This window comes from Hydrotalea lipotrueae, from assembly GCF_019249625.1.
GTDB classification, from domain to species: Bacteria; Bacteroidota; Bacteroidia; order Chitinophagales; family Chitinophagaceae; genus Hydrotalea; species Hydrotalea flava.
Genome location: NZ_JAESDL010000003.1, coordinates 20,570 through 41,633 on the forward strand (window position 1 = coordinate 20,570; position 21,064 = coordinate 41,633).

At 36.5% G+C, this 21,064-nt stretch carries 19 protein-coding genes; 10 read left to right on the forward strand and 9 right to left on the reverse strand.

From position 1 onward, the window contains the following. Window positions 1-36: 36 nt before the first annotated feature. The 5 genes from JK139_RS03200 to JK139_RS03220 all read right to left on the reverse strand — a co-directional run bounded on the left by JK139_RS03200 (window position 37) and on the right by JK139_RS03220 (window position 5,291). Window positions 37-1,710 (reverse strand): DEAD/DEAH box helicase, encoded by a 1,674-nt coding sequence (locus JK139_RS03200; RefSeq protein WP_074418571.1) that lies wholly within the window; start codon window positions 1,708-1,710, stop codon window positions 37-39. 112 nt (window positions 1,711-1,822) lie between these two features. Next, a complete protein-coding gene (locus JK139_RS03205) occupies window positions 1,823-2,671 on the reverse strand; it encodes a prephenate dehydrogenase (protein WP_074418570.1) in 849 nt (282 codons plus the stop codon). Window positions 2,672-2,679: 8 nt separating this feature from the next. Further along, window positions 2,680-3,828, reverse strand: a complete 1,149-nt coding sequence (locus JK139_RS03210) for a pyridoxal phosphate-dependent aminotransferase (protein ID WP_228733098.1) — start codon at window positions 3,826-3,828, stop codon at window positions 2,680-2,682. Between the two features lies 1 nt (window position 3,829). Further along, window positions 3,830-4,657, reverse strand: a complete 828-nt coding sequence (locus JK139_RS03215; RefSeq protein WP_218330581.1) for a prephenate dehydratase — start codon at window positions 4,655-4,657, stop codon at window positions 3,830-3,832. A 445-nt stretch (window positions 4,658-5,102) separates the two neighbouring features. Further along, window positions 5,103-5,291 carry a hypothetical protein gene (locus JK139_RS03220; protein ID WP_218330582.1) on the reverse strand — a complete coding sequence of 63 codons (189 nt, stop codon included), beginning with the start codon at window positions 5,289-5,291 and terminating at the stop codon, window positions 5,103-5,105. 146 nt (window positions 5,292-5,437) lie between these two features. Here JK139_RS03220 and JK139_RS03225 point away from each other — a divergent pair, with 146 nt between their 5' ends. Both JK139_RS03225 and JK139_RS03230 read left to right on the forward strand, forming a co-directional pair. Continuing rightward, entirely contained in the window at window positions 5,438-6,004 is a 567-nt protein-coding gene (locus tag JK139_RS03225) for an RNA polymerase sigma factor (protein ID WP_218330583.1), read from the forward strand. A 5-nt stretch (window positions 6,005-6,009) separates the two neighbouring features. Further along, complete coding sequence (locus JK139_RS03230; protein WP_218330584.1) at window positions 6,010-7,122, forward strand: S1C family serine protease; 1,113 nt, start codon at window positions 6,010-6,012, stop codon at window positions 7,120-7,122. Window positions 7,123-7,192: 70 nt separating this feature from the next. Here JK139_RS03230 and JK139_RS03235 read toward each other — a convergent pair whose 3' ends face one another. Further along, window positions 7,193-8,098 (reverse strand): nucleotidyltransferase family protein, encoded by a 906-nt coding sequence (locus JK139_RS03235; protein WP_218330585.1) that lies wholly within the window; start codon window positions 8,096-8,098, stop codon window positions 7,193-7,195. A 77-nt stretch (window positions 8,099-8,175) separates the two neighbouring features. On the opposite strand from JK139_RS03235, the gene JK139_RS03240 reads away from it, so the two are divergent. Together JK139_RS03240 and JK139_RS03245 are read left to right on the forward strand one after the other, a co-directional pair. Beyond that, complete coding sequence (locus JK139_RS03240) at window positions 8,176-9,075, forward strand: 1-aminocyclopropane-1-carboxylate deaminase/D-cysteine desulfhydrase (protein ID WP_218330586.1); 900 nt, start codon at window positions 8,176-8,178, stop codon at window positions 9,073-9,075. 25 nt (window positions 9,076-9,100) lie between these two features. Continuing rightward, entirely contained in the window at window positions 9,101-9,949 is an 849-nt protein-coding gene (locus JK139_RS03245; RefSeq protein WP_218330587.1) for a hypothetical protein, read from the forward strand. On the opposite strand, the gene lipB is transcribed toward JK139_RS03245, so the two are convergent. Next, a complete protein-coding gene (gene lipB / locus JK139_RS03250; RefSeq protein WP_074421246.1) occupies window positions 9,946-10,638 on the reverse strand; it encodes a lipoyl(octanoyl) transferase LipB in 693 nt (230 codons plus the stop codon). The two genes, JK139_RS03245 and lipB, sit on opposite strands and share 4 nt — an antisense overlap. A gap of 141 nt (window positions 10,639-10,779) precedes the next feature. On the opposite strand from lipB, the gene JK139_RS03255 reads away from it, so the two are divergent. Genes JK139_RS03255 through bioB form a run of 3 tightly spaced genes read left to right on the forward strand, consistent with a single transcriptional unit; the run spans window position 10,780 to window position 13,616 of the window. After that, window positions 10,780-11,829 carry an RluA family pseudouridine synthase gene (locus JK139_RS03255; RefSeq protein WP_228733099.1) on the forward strand — a complete coding sequence of 350 codons (1,050 nt, stop codon included), beginning with the start codon at window positions 10,780-10,782 and terminating at the stop codon, window positions 11,827-11,829. After that, window positions 11,826-12,566: an FkbM family methyltransferase gene (locus tag JK139_RS03260; RefSeq protein WP_179855961.1), complete on the forward strand. Its 741-nt coding sequence runs from the start codon at window positions 11,826-11,828 to the stop codon at window positions 12,564-12,566. Before JK139_RS03255 ends, JK139_RS03260 begins: the two co-directional genes overlap by 4 nt. Window positions 12,567-12,623: 57 nt before the next feature. Beyond that, the gene (gene bioB / locus JK139_RS03265) at window positions 12,624-13,616 is read left to right on the forward strand and encodes a biotin synthase BioB (RefSeq protein ID WP_218330588.1); all 993 of its coding nucleotides are present in this window, start codon (window positions 12,624-12,626) and stop codon (window positions 13,614-13,616) included. A gap of 21 nt (window positions 13,617-13,637) precedes the next feature. Here the strand turns inward: bioB and porQ are convergent, their stop codons facing one another. Continuing rightward, on the reverse strand, window positions 13,638-14,714 hold the full coding sequence (gene porQ / locus JK139_RS03270) for a type IX secretion system protein PorQ (RefSeq protein WP_317196290.1): 1,077 nt from the start codon (window positions 14,712-14,714) through the stop codon (window positions 13,638-13,640). Between the two features lie 68 nt (window positions 14,715-14,782). Between porQ and mutS the strand changes: the two genes are divergently transcribed. Beyond that, on the forward strand, window positions 14,783-17,419 hold the full coding sequence (gene mutS, locus JK139_RS03275) for a DNA mismatch repair protein MutS (RefSeq protein ID WP_218330590.1): 2,637 nt from the start codon (window positions 14,783-14,785) through the stop codon (window positions 17,417-17,419). 162 nt (window positions 17,420-17,581) lie between these two features. Here mutS and JK139_RS03280 read toward each other — a convergent pair whose 3' ends face one another. After that, the gene (locus JK139_RS03280; RefSeq protein ID WP_074420294.1) at window positions 17,582-18,133 is read right to left on the reverse strand and encodes a fasciclin domain-containing protein; all 552 of its coding nucleotides are present in this window, start codon (window positions 18,131-18,133) and stop codon (window positions 17,582-17,584) included. A 148-nt stretch (window positions 18,134-18,281) separates the two neighbouring features. On the opposite strand from JK139_RS03280, the gene JK139_RS03285 reads away from it, so the two are divergent. Together JK139_RS03285 and treA are read left to right on the forward strand one after the other, a co-directional pair. Next, window positions 18,282-19,532, forward strand: a complete 1,251-nt coding sequence (locus JK139_RS03285) for an MFS transporter (protein WP_074420295.1) — start codon at window positions 18,282-18,284, stop codon at window positions 19,530-19,532. A gap of 28 nt (window positions 19,533-19,560) precedes the next feature. Beyond that, window positions 19,561-21,063 carry an alpha,alpha-trehalase TreA gene (gene treA / locus JK139_RS03290; protein WP_074418367.1) on the forward strand — a complete coding sequence of 501 codons (1,503 nt, stop codon included), beginning with the start codon at window positions 19,561-19,563 and terminating at the stop codon, window positions 21,061-21,063. Window position 21,064: the final 1 nt, after the last annotated feature.

Consider the following 21,064-nt stretch of genomic DNA (forward strand, 5'->3'; position numbering starts at 1 on the left):
TTGTTGACCGCACTAATCTATTTATTTGCAAAAAATTTAGCGCTCATTGGCTTCATTCATTCTGATTTTGCGGCCGCGATAGTTTTTACCATCAATGGCTTTGATCATTTTAGCAGCAGATTTTTTTTCAATTTCAATCCAGCTGTTCATATCTCTTAAATCAATTCTGCCTAAAACATCTTTTTTCAAATCGCTCATATCTAAAATAAACTGAAGAAAACTGGCTTTATAAAAGCCATCTTTACTTCCCAGATTAATGAATAAGCGAGTGGTATCTGCACCAGACAAATTACTATGCCTGTCTGAAGCACCTCTTCTGCCATTTTCGCCATTACCGGTTACAGCATTGCGCCCTACTGATTCCCTTTTTTCTCGTTTAGCTTCTCTTAAGTTTAAATCTTCTGCGTTTTCATAATATTTAAGGAAACGGTCAAACTCTAATGCTGCAATTCGGGTTAAAACTTCTTCTTTTGTTATGTCGGCAAATTTTTCACGCAGCATGGGTAAATAGGATGCATACCTGTCGTTTGATACATCGGTTTGCAACAATTTATCCATGAAGGCATAAAATTGTTTACGGCAAACATCTTTACCGGTGGGTAACTCTAATTTATGGAAAGTTGTTTGTACCAATTTTTCAATTGAACGTATTTTGTATACTTCCTTTACATGTATTAAACTCATGCAAATACCTGTACTTCCTGCACGGCCGGTTCTACCACTACGGTGGGTATATACTTCAATATCATCAGGCAAATCGTAGTTAATAACATGGGTAATTTCTTTTACATCAATTCCCCTTGCTGCCACATCGGTGGCTACTAATAACTGCAATGCCTTTTCTCTGAATTCGCCCATTACTTTATCTCGTTGTTGCTGCGATAAATCGCCATGCAGTGCATCAATATCATATCCATCACGGGTTAATTTTTCAGAGATAGATTGTGCTTCGGCTTTTGTTCTGGTAAAAATGATACCGTAAATACCGGGATTAAAATCAATTAACCTTTTCAATGCTTCATATTTGTGATGTGCATTCACCACATAATACTGATGGTCAATATTTTTATTAGTGGTATTCACCTTACCCACAGTAATTTCAAAAGGCTCTTTCATGTAGCGTTTACTAACCTTTTTAATTTCGGGAGGCATGGTTGCACTAAACAACCAGGTAGATTCTCTTTTAGGAGTATTTTCCAGAATAAACTCAATATCATCTTTAAAGCCCATATTCAGCATTTCATCGGCTTCATCTAAAACCACATAACTGATTTGTTCCAGATTAATGGCTTTTCTTTCAATTAAATCGATTAAACGGCCGGGTGTTGCAACTACTATGTGCACACCTTTTTTCAGGTCGCGAATTTGCAAGCCAATGGAGGCGCCTCCATATACTGCCACTACCTGAATGTTTTGTTTAAATTTTTTAAACAATTGAATTTCGCTTACAATTTGCAGGCAAAGTTCTCTTGTAGGGCATACAACCAATGCCTGAGGGTATTTCTGATTTTCGTTAATTAACTGAAGTAAGGGCAATCCAAATGCTGCAGTTTTACCGGTTCCGGTTTGTGCCAATCCAATTAAATCTTTTGTTCCACTCAATAAAACCGGAATTGCTTTTTCCTGTATGGCAGTAGGATTCACGAATCCTAATGATTCAGTAGCCTTTACTAAATTTTCTTCTAATCCTAACGCTTCAAATGTTATCATGTATTCTTAAATTTTGTGCAAAGGTAGATTATATTATCTCCTTGCTTTGTTTTGTTTATGTAACCTGCACAATGCGCTATTTCATTTTTAAAGCGTTTTGTGCTTTCCGTTTTTATTGAAGAATGCGTTTTATTTTATTAGCATTCTCCATTAATTCTATTAAATAGGTATAATTTTCTTTTTCCAGACAGGCTTTAAATTTTCTCAATTGTACAATATGCTCATTCAGTACATCCAGTACATTTTCTCTGTTTTGCATAAATATGGGCCCCCACATAGCGGGATTACTTTTAGCCAACCGAACTGTACTTTCAAAACCACCACCGGCCAAATCAAAAATGGCATCTTCTTCTTTTTCTTTTTCCAACACAGTATTTGCCAATGCAAATGAGGTGATGTGTGAGATATGACTTACATAAGCCGCATGCACATCGTGTGCATTGGGAGTCATATACACCAAATGCATTCCTAATGCTTTGTACACCCCTTCCATTTTTTGCACAGCTAAACCATCTGACAATTCTTTTTCACATATAACACAGGACCGGCCTGCAAAAGCATCGTGTACAGCTGCCTCGGGGCCACTGTATTCTGTACCCCACATAGGATGTGTTGCCACCAGTCTGCGCCGCATGGGATGCTCTTGCACTGCTTTACAAAGTGCCATTTTGGTGGAGCCTGCATCGGCAACAATTTGTTGATCATTGATTTGATCTAAAATATCCACAACAACAGGAATGGTAACATCCACCGGGATGGCCACATAAATTAAATCGCTTTTTTGGATTGCCTCTTTTAAAGGAAGTGCCTCATCTATCAATCCTAATTGAAGCGCTTTTTGTTCACTTTCTCTGGTTCGGCTAACGCCAATAATATGTTTGGCCATACCCTTTTCTTTTAAGGCAATGGCAAAAGATCCGCTGATTAATCCAACACCTACTATCGTTACATTGTTAAACATGAGTTCATTTACTTAATTCGATGAATGGCTTCCATTAATTTTTCTTCTGTTGCACAAAGGCTTATCCGTACATATTGATTACCTGCTGTTCCAAAAATACCTCCCGGTGTAATAAAAACACCTGCGTTGTATAATACCGAATCGCTCATAGCAAAACCATCTTGTATAGTATTTGGAACTGAAGCCCAAACAAATAGCCCTACCTGATTGGTTTGATAAATACATTTTAATAAATCCAGTAATTCAAAAACTTTTTCCCGGCGTCTGGCATATACTTTATTCAATTCAATAAACCAGTCTTTACCTAATGAAAGTGCTTTTGCAGCGGCTAATTGTAATGGCAAAAACATGCCACTATCCATATTACTTTTAAAGCGCAATACTTCATCAATTCTTTCTTTCCTGCCACACAGCATTCCCACACGCCACCCGGCCATATTATGGCTTTTGCTTAATGAATTTAATTCTATCACTACATCTTTAGCCCCATTCACCTGTAGCATACTAACCGGATGTTCATTCAAAATAAAACTGTAGGGATTATCGTGAACAATTAAAATTTGATGCCGGTGTGCAAATGCTACCATTTTTTCAAATAAGGCCAAATGCCCGTTCTGACCTGTAGGCATATGCGGATAGTTTACAAACATTAACTTTACCTTCGACAAGTCTTCTTGCGCCAATGCGTTGAAATCTGGTGCCCAGTTTGTTTGTTCCTTCATTTCATAATTTCTGCAAATACCACCTGCTAACGTAACTGCACTGCTGTAGGTTGGATAACCAGGATTAGGAACCAAAACTTCATCTCCCGGGTTCAGATAGGTCATGCAAATATGCATTAACCCCTCTTTGCTGCCTATTAGTGGTAAAATTTCCGTCTCGGAATCTAAATCAACCTGATACCATACCTTATACCAGTCGGCAATTGCCTTTCGCAATACAAGTGCACCCTTATAAGATTGATAGCCATGCACATTGGGCAATGCAGCATTTTGTTGCAATGCAGTAATTACGTCGGGATGCGGAGGCATATCAGGACTGCCAATACCCAAATTAATAATTTGCTTCCCTTCGCGGTTCAAAGCATCTATTTCTCTGAGTTTACCAGAAAAATAATATTCTCCCACTCCTTGTAGTCTGTCTGCAATGGGTATCATATTAAATATTTCCGTTTTTATAAATACCGAAATTTTTAAACATATCGATATGAGGCTTCAAAAGCTTTAATACTTTATTCAATTCGTTTACATTTTCAAATTCCATGTCAGCATAAAAGCTGTACTTAAAATTAGTACCGGCAATAGGCATACTTTGCAGCTTACTTAAATTGATGCCATTATCGGCAATAATGGTGAGCACTTTAGCCAGACTTCCTTTTGTATGATCGGTTGCAAAGTGAACGGTTGCTTTGTTTGCATCGGCAGCCTCGGTTGCATCCTCTGTACGTTCTACTACCAGGAAACGGGTGTAATTATTTTTCTGTGTTTGAATATTGGGGGCAATGATATCCAATTCATACAATTCTGCTGCCAATGAACTGGCAATAGCTGCAATCGCTTTTTTATGTTGTGTACTTAAAATCTGTGCGCTTAATGCAGTATCTTCCGTTTCAACCAATTTCCAGTTATGTTTTTCTAAAAACTCCAAACATTGCTGAATAGCCATGGGATGTGAATGCACTTCTTTAATATCTTCTATCCGAACACCCGGATCAACCATAAGGTGTTGCTTAACCGGCAAATACACTTCTCCAGTAATTTGCAGATTACCTTTCTGCAATAATCCGTAATTGGGTAATATGCTACCCACAATAGAATTTTCAATAGCCATTATACCACCATTACTTTCCTTTTTGGTGCCGGCTATTTTTACCAGATCTTTAAATGTAGCACATGCTATAATTTCTACATTTTTACCGAAGTATTCGATGGCAGCCATGTGATGAAAACTGCCTTCATAACCCTGAATTGCTATTTTTTTTTTCATAAAATAAAAAATCCCGGCTTTAGGCCGGGTGTTATATTGGTTGTTTTAAAATTAAACATTGGCAAATTACACCCGGCTACTATTGAATAAAGTAGTAATAAAAGAAAAAACAGAAACCGGTATTTGCTGTAATTTGTTTCATAATGCCTCAAAAATAAGGCATTCAAAAATCACCACAAAAAAAATTTTAAATATTTTTAAAAACTAACATGCTTTAGTTTTTAATTATTTATAATTTATATACTAATTATATTACATGAGGTACTGATATGAAATGATCTAAAAAAGGGTACAAATTGTTAAAAATATTGACTTTACCGAAAGAAAAAAGCCCTTCCGTGGAAACGGAACGGCCTCTAACGATTGCTTGCCATATGAAAAACTCTTCTATACTTTACTTCGACTGCAAGCCGCCTTTTGAAATAAGTATACTTGCTTATTGCAATTATTTTTTAGCAGCGCTATCTACTTTTGCAGCAGTAGTATCTACTTTTGCAGTAGCAGTATCTACTTTTGCAGTAGCAGTATCTACCTTAACGGCAGTTGTTGAATCAGTTTTTGCTTCATCAGATTTTGCATTGTTGCAGGCTGCCATAACACCGGCTACTGCTAAAACGGCTAATAATTTTTTCATTGTTGTGAGCTTTTTTTGTGAATGAATTTTCTATTAATACCACACTGCAATAAAAGGTAACCCTGCCACAAGATTTTTTTTGAAATAATATTTTAAGTAATTTTTGGGTTACTTTTACCCTCCTTCAAGTATTAAAAGTACATCGCGTGAAAGCTGAGTTTAACGAACAGGAATTACTGAAAGGTTTGGCAAGCAACGATACCAGAGCTATTGAAACCATATATAAAAAAAACTTTAATATGGTACAGTCTTTTATTCTTAATAACAATGGTACTTACGATGATGCCAGAGATATTTTTCAGGAAGCTATGATTGCGCTATATGAAAAAGCAAAAAGCGAATCATTTGTTTTAACCTCTAAAATTAACACGTATGTATATTCCATATGCAGGAGATTATGGCTTAAACGATTACAACAAATGGGCAGATTTGTTCAACAAATTGATGGCTTTGAAGAGACTGTTCAGGTGGAAGATGACCTTGAGATTCATGAAAAACGCAACGCCGAGTTTGCAATAATGGAAAGAGCACTCAATAGTTTAGGTGAACCCTGTAAAAGTTTATTGGAAGGCTATTATTTGAAAAAATTAGATATGCAGGAACTGGCCAAATCGTTTGGGTACACCAATGCAGATAATGCCAAAAACCAGAAGTATAAATGTTTAACCCGATTGAAAAAACTATTCTTTGCACAATATAATATTGGAGAATAAATACAATGGAAGACATTCTTTTAATACAAGCAATTGAGCGTTACTTAGACGGTACCATGTTACCTGCAGAGAAAGCTTATTTTGAGCAGTTGCGAAAAAACACGCCCGAAATTGACCAAATGGTGGTAGAGCATAGCATGTTTTTAGCACAAATGGATGCATTTGCCGATCGCCAGCAATTTAAACAGGCATTGCACCAAAGCCATCAAAAACTGATGGAAAAAGGTGAAATTAATGAAGGCTCGGCTATTCATACCAAAGGCAAAATTGTAATGTTATGGAACAGGTACAAAAAAGTTACAGCCATAGCTGCAAGCGTTGCCGGTGCCATTGCCATTATAACCAGTGCTATGTTTGCTTATTTTAGTCCGGCAGTGAATGTAAGCCAATTGCAACAGTTGAGTAAAGACATTGAGGTAATTAAACGCAACCAACAGGTGCAAGGCTCTTTAATTAACGAAGTAAAAAGTAAATTACCCGAAAATGCCCGTTTAATTAGTGGTGGTACGGGTTTTTTAATTGATACCAAAGGATATCTGGTTACCAATGCACACGTATTAAGAGGCTCAGGCGCTATTGTGGTAAATAATAAGGGACAGGAATTTACCGCCAGTATTGTTAACATAAACCCTGCCGTTGATTTGGCAATTTTAAAGATTAATGACAAAGATTATCAGCCATTAAAATATTTACCTTACAGCATTGCTAAAAAAACCGGCGATTTAGGAGAAGAAATTTTTACGCTGGGCTATCCCCGAAATGAAATTGTTTACACGCAGGGTTATTTAAGTGCAAAAACAGGTTTTGATGGAGATACTTTAAGTACACAAATTCAAATGAATTCTAATCCCGGTAATAGCGGAGGCCCGGTTTTAAACAAAAAAGGTGAAGTAATTGGTATTTTAAGTACACGCCAAACCCATGCCGATGGTATTACTTTTGCTATCAAAAGCAAAAATATTTACAGCTTAGTGAACCACTTAAACAACAATGATTCGGAAAAAAATATCACAAAAATTAAACTCCCCTTAAAATCATATATTGCCAATAACAACAGAGAAGAACAGGTGAAGAAAATGGAAGATTGTGTGTTTTTGGTGAAGGCTTATAATAACTAAGCAAAGTTTTATAACATTAAAAAAGCCACCTCATTAAATCGGGTGGCTTTTTCCTTTTCAAATAAAACCATTATTTCCATAAATATTCAGGATATACTCCGGTTTGTACCAATGCTTCAATGCTTTTTTTCACTTCCGGCGCATCTTCTTTATAAGTAACCCCAAACCATTGGGCAGATGTAGGCAATACTTTTACCACGCCTAAATTTCTTTTCACAAATTCATCAACCACTAAAGGAATAAAAAATTCTGATTTAATATTTTTGATATGCTTATCGAGAAATTCACCAAACAATTTTTCTGCCAGCGCAATAATGTTGGGATGAAAACCGAAGAAATTCATACTGACAAGGGTATTATCTGGCAAAGTACCATTCCCGTTTTCCTCTTCAAATATAATTTTTCCGGATGTATGATCTCTATAAATTTTTGTTCTTTCCCTGATATTCACCAATTGTTGTGCTTCATTTACAGAACAAACACCGCGGCTTACACTTCCATTGCCACTCAGTGTTTTCGATAATTCATAACCCATAATGGCATAAGTTGTTTCATTGCATTCCTGCTGCAAAAATTTAGCAGCTTTTTCAAAAGCTTCTCTTCCATAAAAATCATCTGCATTGATGATGGCAAATGGTTCAGTTATTTTCCCTTTACAGCATAATAATGCATGGGCTGTACCCCAGGGTTTTACCCTATCAGAAGGAACAGTGTGGCTTCCCACAAAATCATGTATGCGCTGGTACACATAATCTATTTCAATTTTACCATTTAAACGGGGCTCAAATTGTGCTTTAAAGGCATCCGCAAATTCTTCACGAATTATAAAAACTACTTTCGAAAACCCACTTCTAATGGCATCAAAAATAGAATATTCCATAATGGTTTCGCCACCGGGACCAAAAGCTTCTGTTTGTTTCATAGAACCATACCTGCTGGCCATACCTGCTGCTAGAATAACGAGTGTTGGTTGCATAATTGTAAATTTGAATCTTTGCGAAGCTAAAAGATAAGTTTAAAACATCCAATAGTTTTATTACAAACACATGCTGCATGTTTACATTACCTTTTGATAAAATGCCCTATTTGCAAGCCATTCCACTAACTTATGCAGCTGTTAATCAAAACATAACACTCGCTGTTTTGCGATTAGATGTTATTCATCCGGAAGTAAGTGGTAACAAATGGTTTAAATTACAATTTTATTTAAATGAAGCCATTCAGCAAAACGGCAGTCGCATTGCTACTTTTGGGGGTGCATATTCCAATCATATTTTAGCAACAGCTGTAGCCTGTAAAATGGCAGGCATGCCTTGTATTGGTTTTATAAGAGGTGAAGAAAAAATTACCCCTACACTGAAAGCTGCTGCCAATGCCGGTATGGAATTGCATTTTATAAGCAGAACAGATTATCGGAATAAAACCCTGCTACAGCAGCAATTTCATCAATCCGGTTATTATTGGGTGCAGGAAGGCGGTTATGGTGAACCGGGTGCAGCAGGTGCAGCAACCATACACCGGTTTATTCCTTCGCAAACCACCCATATTACCGGGGCTGTTGGCACAGGTACCATGCTGGCAGGATTGCTAAAGGGTGCAGTACCACACCAAACTATTTTAGGAATTCCCGTTTTAAAAGGCGCCGAAAATATACAGCAGGATATTGCACTATTGGTAAAAGAACCGGAAAAAATGAAACAAATGGTTTGGTTGAATACCTATCATTTTGGGGGCTATGCAAAACATAACAATCAGCTACTGCAACAAATGAATGAATGGTGGCAATTATACCGTTTACCTACCGATAAAGTTTATACAGCAAAACTCATGTGGGCTGTTTTCGATTTAATAGAAAAAAATTATTTTCCTTCAGGAAGTAATATTGTAGCTGTTCATAGTGGCGGTTTACAGGGTAATGCATCCTTGTTGCCGCATATTTTGAAGTTTTCATAACAGCATCACCATTATATTTGTCTGAATGAAACGTATTTATTTTCTTGCCTTTGTTTTTCTAGTTTGTGGTCAATTACCTGCACTTGCACAGCAAAACGATACCTTGCCCAATTTTTCGGTGCATGCGCTCACTAAAAATAAAAATCAAATCAGTTGGATCAACCCATATCCAGATTGCAATCAATTAGTTGTGCAGCGCTCTTATGATAGTTTAAAGTTTTTTACCAGTATTTTTTCGGCCCAATCACCAGAATTGGTGCAAAACGGATTTGTAGACAATCAGTTTACACCGGGAGTTACAGTGTATTATCGTATTTTTTATGTACAGCAGGGAGGTAAATATTTTTTTACTGCTTCCAAATCGGCGGATAATTTAAGAGTTATGGCAGATGCCCAAAAAAATAACCAGATTTTATTACCGGGTCAGCCTTTACAAAATAATGAAACGATTATCATGTTCCGCATCTTTAATAAAGAGCGTGATTCGTTGTTGTATATGCTGGAACCCAAAGATTACAGGCATTTTAAAGATTCTATTACTACAAAAACCAAAGACACATTAAGTATAGTAGCAGAGAATGAAATTATATTAAAAAGGTATATCCCCAAAATGGTGTGGAAGCCATCTATATTTGTTTTTACCAATAATAAAGGCTATGTAACCATTGCTTTACCCAATACAAAAATACATGATTACAGTGTAAAATTTTTTAATGACAAGAATGAATTTGTATTTCAGATGAATGGAATAAAAGATCCCTATCTGGTGGTAGATAAATCTAATTTTTTACATGCAGGCTGGTTTTATTTTGAATTGTATGAAGACCACCACCTGCAAGAAAAAAACAAGTTTTATATCGAAAAAGATTTTTAAACTGCCCATTCCACCTCAAACACCTTTGCAAAGTTTTCTTTTACGTGTTGTTTTACCTCATCCATGGGGATAAACATTCCCAACTCTTTTTGCAGCGAAGTAACCTGTTTATTTTGAATACCACAGGGTATAATATTGTTGAAATAATTTAAATCGGTATTGATGTTGAAAGCAAAACCGTGCATGGTAATCCACCTGCTGCATTTAATACCCATGGCACAAATTTTACGTTCAAAACCTTTTTTATCCGGATCAATCCAAACACCGGTTTCGCCCTTACTGCGGCTGCCTTTTATACCATAAATTGCCAATGTTTGAATGATGACTTCTTCCAAACTGCGCAGGTACCAGCCTAAATCGGTTTTAAATTTATCTAAATCAAGAATAGGATAACCAACAATTTGTTGCGGACCATGAAAAGTAATATCACCGCCTCTGTTAATATGAAAAAAATCAATACTTTTTCCCTTCATTTCAGCTTCTGAAATCAAAATATGTTCGCGTTTTCCGCTTTTACCCAATGTATAAACGGGTGTATGTTCAACAAAAAGCAAATAATTTTTGGTTTGTTTCCGGGTAGCCTCATTCGATTTTAAGGCTACATTGGCTGCAAGCAGTTGCTCCTGAAAATCCCATACACTTTTATAATCTTTTAAACCTAAATCTTCAAAATAAACCAACCGCTCCATAACTGTATAAATTAGAATTGAATATAAATTTCAGCAGCACTTTTCAAAGTATTTCTTCAAAGTAATTTGGCAAAGTTACAAAAGCAGGCCGGTGAAAATAATACAGTTTTATGGCCTGCACCTATATTTGCAATAATGAATATGGAATACATTCAAATACCTGCTGAAGAAAACAATGAAAACCTTTATGAACGCAAAGCGTTTTCAATTGATAAAAATCAGGAACCCATTCGTATTGACAAATGGTTACAAATGCGATTGGAAAATGCCACACGCAACAAAATTCAGAAAGGTATTGAAGCAGGTTTCTTAACTGTAAATGGAAAAATTGTAAAGAGCAATTACAGAATTAAACCCGGCGATGAAATTGTATTACTCAGTTTCAATAATCCTGAATATACCGAAGTTAAAGCTGAACCCATTCCTTTAAACATAGTATTTGAAGATGATGCCATTATGGTCATTAATAAAACAGCCAATATGGTGGTGCATCCGGGAATAGGTAATTATACCGGCACATTACTGAATGGTGTAAAATATCATTTACTGCAACAAAACGCTGCTTTAAATGAAGATGAATTGCCGCGTTATGGCCTGGTACATCGTATTGATAAAAATACAACCGGTTTAATTGTGTTGGCTAAAACTGCCGATGCAGCCGCACATTTGGCCAAACAATTTTTTCATCATACCGTTAAACGAAAATATGTGGCATTGGTGTGGGGAAATATAGAAGCAGATGAAGGTACCATTGATGCACATATTGCCCGGCACCAGCAATATAGAAAAATGTTTGCCGCATATCCCGATGGTGAAATTGGCAAGCATGCCATTACGCATTACCGTGTGTTGGAACGATTTAATTATGTAACATTAATTGAATGTGTGTTAGAAACCGGAAGAACCCACCAAATAAGGGTACATATGAAATATTTAGGCCATACCCTGTTTAATGATTTTGAATATGGTGGCGATAAAATTTTAAAGGGAACCATTTACACCCGTTACAAACAATTTGTTGAAAATTGTTTTACTGTTTGTAACAGATGTGCATTACACGCAAAAACGCTGGGCTTTGTGCATCCGGTTACGGGCAAAGAGGTATTATTTGAATCTGATTTACCGACCGATATGACACAGGTAATTGAAAAATGGAGAAACTATATTCAACACAAAAACATAACAGATTGACAGTTTACCGCTTCATCAGAAATTTGTTGAAACAATGCGTACTGCATGCTCCCATTGCACTCACAAAGAATGAACAAATAGATCGTCAAACCCATCGCGTTATAAAAAAAGTTTTACAAAATGAAGGCATTGGTGCAGATGTAGGTGCTCACAAAGGAAAAATTACAGCAATGATGGTAGCGGCATCACCCCGCCAACAACACTATGCTTTTGAGCCCATCCCACAATTGTTTAAACATTTAGAAAAAAAATTTAATGAAAAAGTAAAAGTGTATCCTTATGCATTAAGTAATAGTACAGGCATATCAACGTTTAATCTGGTTACAACCAATATGGCATACAGTAGTATACGAAAAAGGCCTTATGACCGGCCTGAATTAGATGACTACATACCTGTTAACTTAAATACGTTAGATGCAGTTATTCCTTCATCCATCCAAATACAGCTAATTAAAATAGATGTGGAAGGGGCAGAGTTTTTAGTATTAGAAGGAGCTATGCAAACCATACAACGCTGTAAGCCCATAGTTTTGTTTGAATTTGGCAAAACCGGTGCCGGTGTATATGGTATTCCTTCCAGAAAAATGTTTACCTTATTTAACCAAACACTGCGCTATAACATTTTTACTTTAAGCGGATGGCTACAGCAAAAAGAACCACTTACTTATGCCCAATTCAACCATTTTTTCATTCATGAAAAAGTTTATTTCTTTTTAGCGGCACCTCAACCGGATTAATCGCAAAGTTTTACAGGTATTCCTATATTTGTCGCTGAAAAAGTAGAAATCAATTATATGGAAACAGATATCAAAAGTAACTGGACCCTTTTAGAAATTGAAAATATATACCGCTCACCTTTATTGGAATTAATATTCAATGCAGCAACCCTGCATAAAAAATACAATAACACTGCAGAAGTACAGGTTTGTACTTTACTGAGTATTAAAACCGGAGGTTGTACCGAAGATTGTGCCTATTGCCCACAGGCAGCACGTTATAATACCGATGTAAATGTTCAGGCTTTAATGCAAAAAGAAGAAGTACTGGCTTATGCAAAAAAAGCAAAAGATGCAGGCAGTACCCGTTTTTGTATGGGTGCAGCCTGGCGTGAAGTACGCGATAACAGAGATTTTGACCGGGTATTGGAAATGGTAAAAGGCGTAAATGAAATGGGCATGGAAGTTTGCTGTACACTGGGTATGCTGACTGAAGATCAGGCAAAAAAATTAGCAGATGCCGGTTTATATGCCTACAACCATAATTTAGATACCAGTGAGGAACACTATCACGAAATCATTACTACCAGAACATACAACGACAGATTAAATACTTTAGAAAATGTAAGAAAAGCTGGTGTTACGGTTTGTTGCGGCGGTATTATTGGATTAGGCGAAACACATGAAGACAGAATAAAAATGCTACATACACTGGCAACAATGCCCCAACACCCGGAAAGTGTACCCATTAATGCACTGGTACCCATTGCCGGAACCCCTTTGGCACATAATAAAAAAGTAGATGTATGGGATATGGTGAGAATGATTGCCACAGCAAGAATTATTATGCCTGCAACCATGGTACGCCTGAGTGCCGGAAGAACCAGTATGACTATTGCAGAGCAAGCACTATGCTTTCTGGCAGGGGCCAACTCAATTTTTGCCGGAGATAAATTGTTAACCACTCCCAACCCCAGTTTTGAAGAAGACAATGCTATGTTTGAATTACTGGGCTTGGTACCAAGAGAATCTTTTAAAGAAGAAAAACAACATTTGAGTGAAATGGTATAGCGGTTCAACAATTCATTTATTCTAAAGGCCATCACCCTTCCAGTTAAAATTTAAACTAACCTGGTGAAACATGTTTTGCTGATAAAAACCGGTTGCATAACGAATGTGTATTTTTTTAAATAGCACACCTGCACCCAACGTAAATCCATTTAAACCATTGGCCGTAGTATAAGCATTTAAATCGTGGCGGCGTAAAAAATTATAGCCTGCTGTAACTTCTACTTTATGATCAATCAACAATTGTACAGAAGCAACCAAATGGGTTACCAATTGATTTATAAAATTAGCATTATTGCTTGTATTACTATAAGCTGCATTAAAAGCAGTATCATTATACAAGGTATTAAAGGTTTGCAAATGATGCGCAGTTAAGGAAAATTGCAAAGGTGCCTTTTCTAATCTTTTGGTAAAGCCCATTTGCACATCAAAAGGCAATTCTTCTCTTATGCCATTGGTATAAGTTTTTAATTGTGATCCCATATTTTTAACAACCAATCCGGCCTGAAAACCCCGAGCGGAATCATAATAATTTAATCCAATATCTATTGCTATTCCGCTGCTTTTATATTGGGCATACTGGCTATTCATGAATTTAAAAGTACTACCCACCCACCAATTGTTGTGATAAGCATGCGAAAATAGGAGCTGCGCCACATAATCTACAGGTTTGAATGTTCCGAAAACATTGCCGGAAGCATCTGTTTGAGTTAAAATGCCATAATCAAAATAATTAATACCAATGGCTACATTGGTTTTTGATTGATTCAAATACCATGCAGTGGTTAAGCTATAATTTTTAATACCTGCAATAAAATTATTGAAAGCAGTATTGAGTTGCTGTTGCATAGCAGGCCTTAGCAGAGCCGGATTTTGAAAAGCCATACCCACATCATTGCTAATATTGGAAATATTTACCCCTCCCAATGCAGACAATTGGGCTGTATTAGGCTGTGTAACAAAATTATATACAGTATTTCCACCCAATGTTTGGGCAAACAAACCCATACTGCATAATAGCAAAAAAAGAAGGAATTGTAGTTGTTTCATTAGCGCGGTCAAGATACTAAAACTTGTAATTGTTCCGGTAAAAGTTACCATTCAAACTAAATTTTCCCCTTTAAAAAAAGGAATGGGTAAGCTTTGCAGCAATAATTATATTTGTTGCCATGCAAAAATCAGTTTCAGAAACCCCCTTAATGCAACAGCATAATGCAATCAAGCAAAAATACCCTGATGCCATTCTGTTATTTCGGGTAGGCGATTTTTATGAAACTTTTGGTGCCGATGCTATTGTTGCATCATCCGTTTTAGGTATTACCCTAACCAAGAGAAATAATGGCGCTGCTGCTGCATCTGAGCTGGCCGGTTTCCCGCACCATGCCTTAGAAACATATTTACACAAATTAGTAAAAGCCGGCTATCGGGTGGCCATTTGCGACCAGTTAGAAGATCCAAAACAGGCCAAAGGCATTGTAAAAAGAGGTGTAACCGAATTGGTTACCCCGGGTATTGCCACCAATGATAAATTACTGGAACATAACAGCAATAATTTTTTAGCTGCTGTTCATTTTACAGAAACTATTACAGGAATTGCTTTTTTAGATATCTCAACCGGTGAGTTTTTTATTGCAGAAGGCAATATAGAATATGCTGATAAATTACTGCAAAGTTTAAAACCGGCAGAGGTAATCTTTCAACGCAACCACCAAAAACAATTCAAAGAATTATTTGGTAACAAGTTTTATACCTACACGCTAGAATCATGGATTTTTGATGAATTGTTTGCCAATGAAAGCTTGCTCAAGCATTTTCAATCGCATTCATTAAAAGGTTTTGGTATTGAGCATTTAAGAGCAGGCATTGTAGCAGCCGGTGCAATTCTGCATTATCTGAAAGAAACAGAACACCCCAACTTACAACATATAACTGCTATAAAACGTATAGAAAAAGATGATTTTTTATGGATGGACCGTTTCACCATACGCAACTTGGAATTATTGGGCAGTGGATATGGTGAAGGAAACGGACTATTACAAATTTTAGACAATACCGTAAGCCCAATGGGCGCCCGTTTATTGCAACGCTGGATGGTTTTTCCACTTAAAAATAAAATTGCGATTCAGGAAAGGTTAGATGCGGTTGCTTATTTAATTAAGGAACCTGAATTACGCAGCAAAACTGCCCATGCCATTAAGCAGTGTGGTGATATTGAACGCTTACTGAGTAAAATTCCCACAAAAAAAATTAATCCCCGCGAAGTATTGCAAATTGCCAAGGGATTACAGCAAACCGCTGCCATAAAAAGCGCATTTGCCAATTGTAACAATATTTATTTACAACGTTTATCTGATGCGTTAAACAATTGCAGCGTAATTACAGAAAAAATTATTAAAGAGCTAAAAGATCCACCCCCGGTTTCTGCACAGAAAGGAGATGTTATACAAGTTGGGGTGGATGCAAACTTAGATGAATTAAGAAAAATTGCTTCAGGAGGTAAATCATACTTACTCAATATCCAACAAAAAGAATCCGAAGCCACCGGAATAACATCATTGAAGATTAGTTTCAACAATGTATTTGGTTATTACCTGGAAGTTACCAACGCTCATAAAAATAAAGTACCCACACACTGGATAAGGAAGCAAACTTTAACCAATGCTGAGCGATACATCACGCCTGAGTTAAAAGAATATGAAGAAAAAATAATGGGTGCTGAAGAAAAAATTCTTGCACTAGAGTCCGGTCTATATGATGCACTGTTAACTGCGCTGCAAGATTATATTGCACCCATACAGGTAAATGGCAGTACGTTAGCCATTATGGATTGTTTAATTTGTTTCGCTGAAAATGCATTGAAATTTGAATACAGAAAACCTGAAATACACGATGGGTTAGCATTGCATTTAAAAGAAAGCCGGCATCCGGTCATTGAACGAAATATGCCTTCAGGTGAAGCATATATTGCTAATGATATTTCATTGGATCCTTTAACCCAGCAAATTATTATTTTAACCGGACCAAACATGAGTGGTAAAAGCGCCATATTACGTCAAACTGCCTTAATTACGCTCATGGCTCACATGGGCAGTTTTGTACCTGCTGCAAATGCCTCTATTCCATTAACCGATAAAATTTTTACCCGTGTTGGTGCCAGCGATAATTTAAGTGGAGGTGAATCTACTTTTATGGTAGAAATGAATGAAACAGCCAGCATTATTAACAACCTTTCGGAACGGAGTTTAATTTTATTAGATGAAATAGGAAGAGGCACCTCAACTTATGATGGTATTTCCATTGCATGGAGTATGGTAGAATACTTGCACGATTCGCCATTTACGCCAAAAACATTATTTGCTACCCATTACCACGAATTAAATGCACTGGAAAACCAATTGTTGCGGGTAAAAAATTTTCATATTACTAATAAAGAAACAAGTAATAAAGTTATTTTTCTGCGAAAACTGGCGCCGGGTGGCAGCACACATAGTTTTGGTATTCATGTTGCTAAAATGGCTGGCATGCCGCCTGAATTAATTGAACGGGCCAACCAAATTTTACTGCAATTGGAAGGAAAAGAATTACAACATCAACATAATGATGATGAACCTGATACAACAACACATTTGCCGAAAATAAAATCAGGAAAATTGATAAAAGCGCCACAAGTTCAGTTATCTATTTTTGATGCACATACCGAAACTTTTGAAAATATTCGTAAAATGCTGGCTGCCATTGATATTAACCGACTTACGCCGGTTGAGGCGCTGATGAAGTTGAACGAAATAAAAGATATGCTTCGCTAGTATTTGAAATACAGAGAGACGATCCTATTACTGATACGTCTCTCTGTTTCCTGTTACCCTGATTGTTTTTAAAAGGTTGTATTGGATTTTTGGTTTTTTAAAAGTATTGGATGCTGAATTATATTGGATATTAGATTCTAAAGTATTCCCCCTCCTTCATTTTTATGCACCTGGCATTAATACGGTATCAATTACATGTATTACTCCGTTACTTTGATTTACATCGGCAATAGTAACATAGCTTTTACCTCCTTTGGCATCGGTTAATACTAGTTTTTTACCTTCTATAGTAGCGGTTAATGTACCACCCTCTACTGTTTTTAAAGTTGCTTTACCATGGCCTTCTTTAATTAATTTCGCAATGTCTTTGGCATTGTATTTTCCTGCCACTACATGATAAGTCAAAATTTTAGTTAATAAAGCCTTGTTTTCCGGTTTTACCAAATTATCAACAGTTCCAGCTGGTAATTTATCGAAGGCTTCATTGGTGGGTGCAAAAACCGTAAACGGACCGGCACTTTGTAAAGTTTCAACCAATCCGGCGGCTTTAACTGCAGCTACCAGTGTGGTATGATCTTTTGAGTTTACTGCATTTTGCACAATGTTTTTACTGGGATACATTGGCGCTCCGCCAACTTCAACGGTTTTTTCTTTTTGAGCCATAGTTGCATTCATTACCAAAGCCGCTGTCATCATTAAAAAAATTCTTTTCATAGTGTTTTTTGTATTTGTTTTTAAATGTTTTGTACAATAGTTACGAGGGCGGAATCAATTCGGTTTTGTATTTCTGATTTTTTTTGTATCCCGGTATGCCAATAAGTAATTAAATTCAACCTTTAAACTTCATCTTAAACGATCTGCCATGTATCAATGGAGAATTAAACTCTCGATATTCATTAATTATTTCGTGTTTGCTATTTTATTAAATAGTGTAGGCACGGTTATCCTGCAAGTTCAAAATAATTATGGTGTAACACAAAGCGCTGCAGCCGTTTTGGAGCCCTTTAAAGATTTAAGTATTGCCATCGTTTCATTTATTATATCTTCTTTTATTACTAAAATAGGCTATAAAAAATCGATGCTCATTGCACTTGCATTTATTTCATTGGTGTGTTTTTCAATGCCTTATACCAATAGCTTTTTTGCCACCAAGCTTTTATTTGCGGCTATAGGTTCCAGTTTTGCATTAATTAAAATATCAGTGTACAGTACCATTGGATTAGTTACTCGCTCTGAAAAAGAACATATCAGCCTCATGAATTTTGTAGAATCATTTTTTATGGTGGGTATTTTAGCAGGCTATTTTATATTCAGCTATTTTGTAAACGATAAAGATCCACATTCTACCGCCTGGCTGAAAGTGTATGTTTGGTTGGGGGCCTGCACTACATTTGCTTTTATTTTATTATTGAGTGCACGACTCGATGAATCAAAAGCACAACAGCAAGTTCAGAAAATTTCATTAGCGAAAAGTGTTGGAGAAATGTTTCAATTAATTGTTTCTCCAATTGTACTTATTTTTATTGCCTGTGCATTTTTTTATGTATTAATTGAACAAAGTATTATGAGCTGGCTGCCCACTTTTAATAGCCAGGTTTTAAAATTACCAACCACACTAAGTATAGAAATGGCCAGCATTTTAGCCGGCTCTACTGCAGCGGGCCGCTTTTTAGCCGGCCTGGTACTAAAAAAATTAAATTGGTTTACAGCACTGTTTTTATGTTTGATTCTGGCAACCATTTTAGTGTTAGTGGCCATACCGTTAGCACAAAAAACAACGGGGCAACCCATTACCGGTTGGGCTACTGCTCCCATTGCAGCATTCATTTTCCCTATGATTGGATTATTAATTGCACCTATTTATCCGGCCATTAATTCAGTTATTTTAAGTACACTTTCGGTAGAAAAGCAAGGTGTTATGTCTGGATTAATTATTATTTTTTCCGCATTGGGCGGTACAACAGGCTCTTTAATTACCGGCAATATTTTTCAATATTATGGGGGTACTCAGGCATTCTACTTTTCATTGGTACCAATCACTATTTTGGCGCTTTGTTTGTTTATTTTCAGAAAATTACAACTCAAATACAAGCAACAACAGTCACAAGTGTAAACATTCAATCAATTTCATTTTATTCTATATGCAAACATTTGATAACTTATTAAATATTGAAGATTTTGGAGAATTATATGTTACCATCCAACAAAGTAATTTATTTTCTGATTCTAAATTTTTTGTAGATGCCATTCCTGTTGATTCCGTTGAACAAATTATTCATTCCTATCAGTCACAAAAAAATTCAACCAATTTTAATTTGTTATCGTTTATTAAAACGCATTTTAAACTGCCAAATGACAGTACACTTCATTATCATTCAGACAATAAAGATATTACTACCAATATTCAGGATTTATGGGAAGTATTAACCCAGCAACCCGGAGAAAAGGGTGGCACATTGATTCCACTACCCTACCCTTATATTATACCCGGCGGACGTTTCAGAGAAATTTACTATTGGGATAGCTATTTTACAATGCTTGGGTTAAGTGTGGATAGAAGATGGGATATCATTGAAAATATGATTAAAAATTTTTCCTATTTAATTAATACGTTCGGTCATATTCCCAATGGTAACAGAACCTATTATCTTAGCCGCTCACAACCGCCATTTTTTTGTTTAATGGTGGAATTACTGGCTGCAAAAAAAGGGACGCATATTTTATTGGATTATTTACCTGCAATTGAAAAAGAATATGCTTACTGGATGGATGGAGCTGACCAGTTATCTGAAATCCAATCAACTTACAGAAGGGTTGTTTTATTAGAAAATGGTGCTGTTTTAAACAGATACTGGGATGATGATGATACACCAAGGCCTGAAGCCTATAAGGAAGATACACACCTGGCTCAACAGGTAGCAGGGGCTACTGCTAATGAAATATACCGCCATATAAGAGCTGCAGCAGAATCGGGCTGGGATTTTTCGAGCCGGTGGTTTACTGATGCGCAAAACATGGCCACAATTGAAACCACCCATATTATTCCGGTTGATTTGAATTGTTTGCTTTTATTTATCGAAGAAACGCTTGCTAATATTTATAATGGTACTGGCCATACTAACAAAGCAAACTTATTTATCCAAAAAAGTACAAAACGCAAGGAAGCCATTCGGCAGTTTTGCTGGAATGAAGAGAAGGGTTTTTATTTTGATTACCAGTTTATTAAAAAGCAACAAAAAACAGTTTATTCACTGGCAGCATTGTATCCATTATTTTTTTCAATTACATCGAAAGAAGATGCAGCTAAAGTTGTAGCCATTACGGCTGAAAAATTTTTACAACAAGGCGGTGCCGTTACTACTACATTGCATTCAGGCCAGCAATGGGATGCACCGAATGGATGGGCACCTCTGCAATGGATAACTTATAAAGGTCTCAAAAATTATCAGGAAAATCATTTAGCCCATCAGTTAAAAGAGAACTGGCTTTTACTCAATGAAACAGTGTACAGAAATACAGGAAAATTAATGGAGAAGTACAATGTTGAAACATCCGGCATACATGCGGGTGGTGGTGAATATCCTACCCAAGATGGTTTTGGGTGGACCAACGGTATTTTTCTGGCCTTGAAAAATGATGATTAAT

Excerpts from the sequence above, each read along its gene's own strand:
- JK139_RS03200 (WP_074418571.1), bottom strand. The coding sequence starts at position 1,710 with ATGATAACATTTGAAGCGTTAGGATTAGAAGAAAATTTAGTAAAGGCT.
- JK139_RS03205 (WP_074418570.1), bottom strand. The coding sequence starts at position 2,671 with ATGTTTAACAATGTAACGATAGTAGGTGTTGGATTAATCAGCGGATCT.
- JK139_RS03210 (WP_228733098.1), bottom strand. The coding sequence starts at position 3,828 with ATGATACCCATTGCAGACAGACTACAAGGAGTGGGAGAATATTATTTT.
- JK139_RS03215 (WP_218330581.1), bottom strand. The coding sequence starts at position 4,657 with ATGAAAAAAAAAATAGCAATTCAGGGTTATGAAGGCAGTTTTCATCAC.
- JK139_RS03220 (WP_218330582.1), bottom strand. The coding sequence starts at position 5,291 with ATGAAAAAATTATTAGCCGTTTTAGCAGTAGCCGGTGTTATGGCAGCC.
- JK139_RS03230 (WP_218330584.1), top strand. The coding sequence starts at position 6,010 with ATGGAAGACATTCTTTTAATACAAGCAATTGAGCGTTACTTAGACGGT.
- JK139_RS03235 (WP_218330585.1), bottom strand. The coding sequence starts at position 8,098 with ATGCAACCAACACTCGTTATTCTAGCAGCAGGTATGGCCAGCAGGTAT.
- JK139_RS03240 (WP_218330586.1), top strand. The coding sequence starts at position 8,176 with ATGTTTACATTACCTTTTGATAAAATGCCCTATTTGCAAGCCATTCCA.
- JK139_RS03245 (WP_218330587.1), top strand. The coding sequence starts at position 9,101 with ATGAAACGTATTTATTTTCTTGCCTTTGTTTTTCTAGTTTGTGGTCAA.
- lipB (WP_074421246.1), bottom strand. The coding sequence starts at position 10,638 with ATGGAGCGGTTGGTTTATTTTGAAGATTTAGGTTTAAAAGATTATAAA.
- JK139_RS03255 (WP_228733099.1), top strand. The coding sequence starts at position 10,780 with ATGGAATACATTCAAATACCTGCTGAAGAAAACAATGAAAACCTTTAT.
- bioB (WP_218330588.1), top strand. The coding sequence starts at position 12,624 with ATGGAAACAGATATCAAAAGTAACTGGACCCTTTTAGAAATTGAAAAT.
- porQ (WP_317196290.1), bottom strand. The coding sequence starts at position 14,714 with ATGGTAACTTTTACCGGAACAATTACAAGTTTTAGTATCTTGACCGCG.
- mutS (WP_218330590.1), top strand. The coding sequence starts at position 14,783 with ATGCAAAAATCAGTTTCAGAAACCCCCTTAATGCAACAGCATAATGCA.
- JK139_RS03280 (WP_074420294.1), bottom strand. The coding sequence starts at position 18,133 with ATGAAAAGAATTTTTTTAATGATGACAGCGGCTTTGGTAATGAATGCA.
- JK139_RS03285 (WP_074420295.1), top strand. The coding sequence starts at position 18,282 with ATGTATCAATGGAGAATTAAACTCTCGATATTCATTAATTATTTCGTG.
- treA (WP_074418367.1), top strand. The coding sequence starts at position 19,561 with ATGCAAACATTTGATAACTTATTAAATATTGAAGATTTTGGAGAATTA.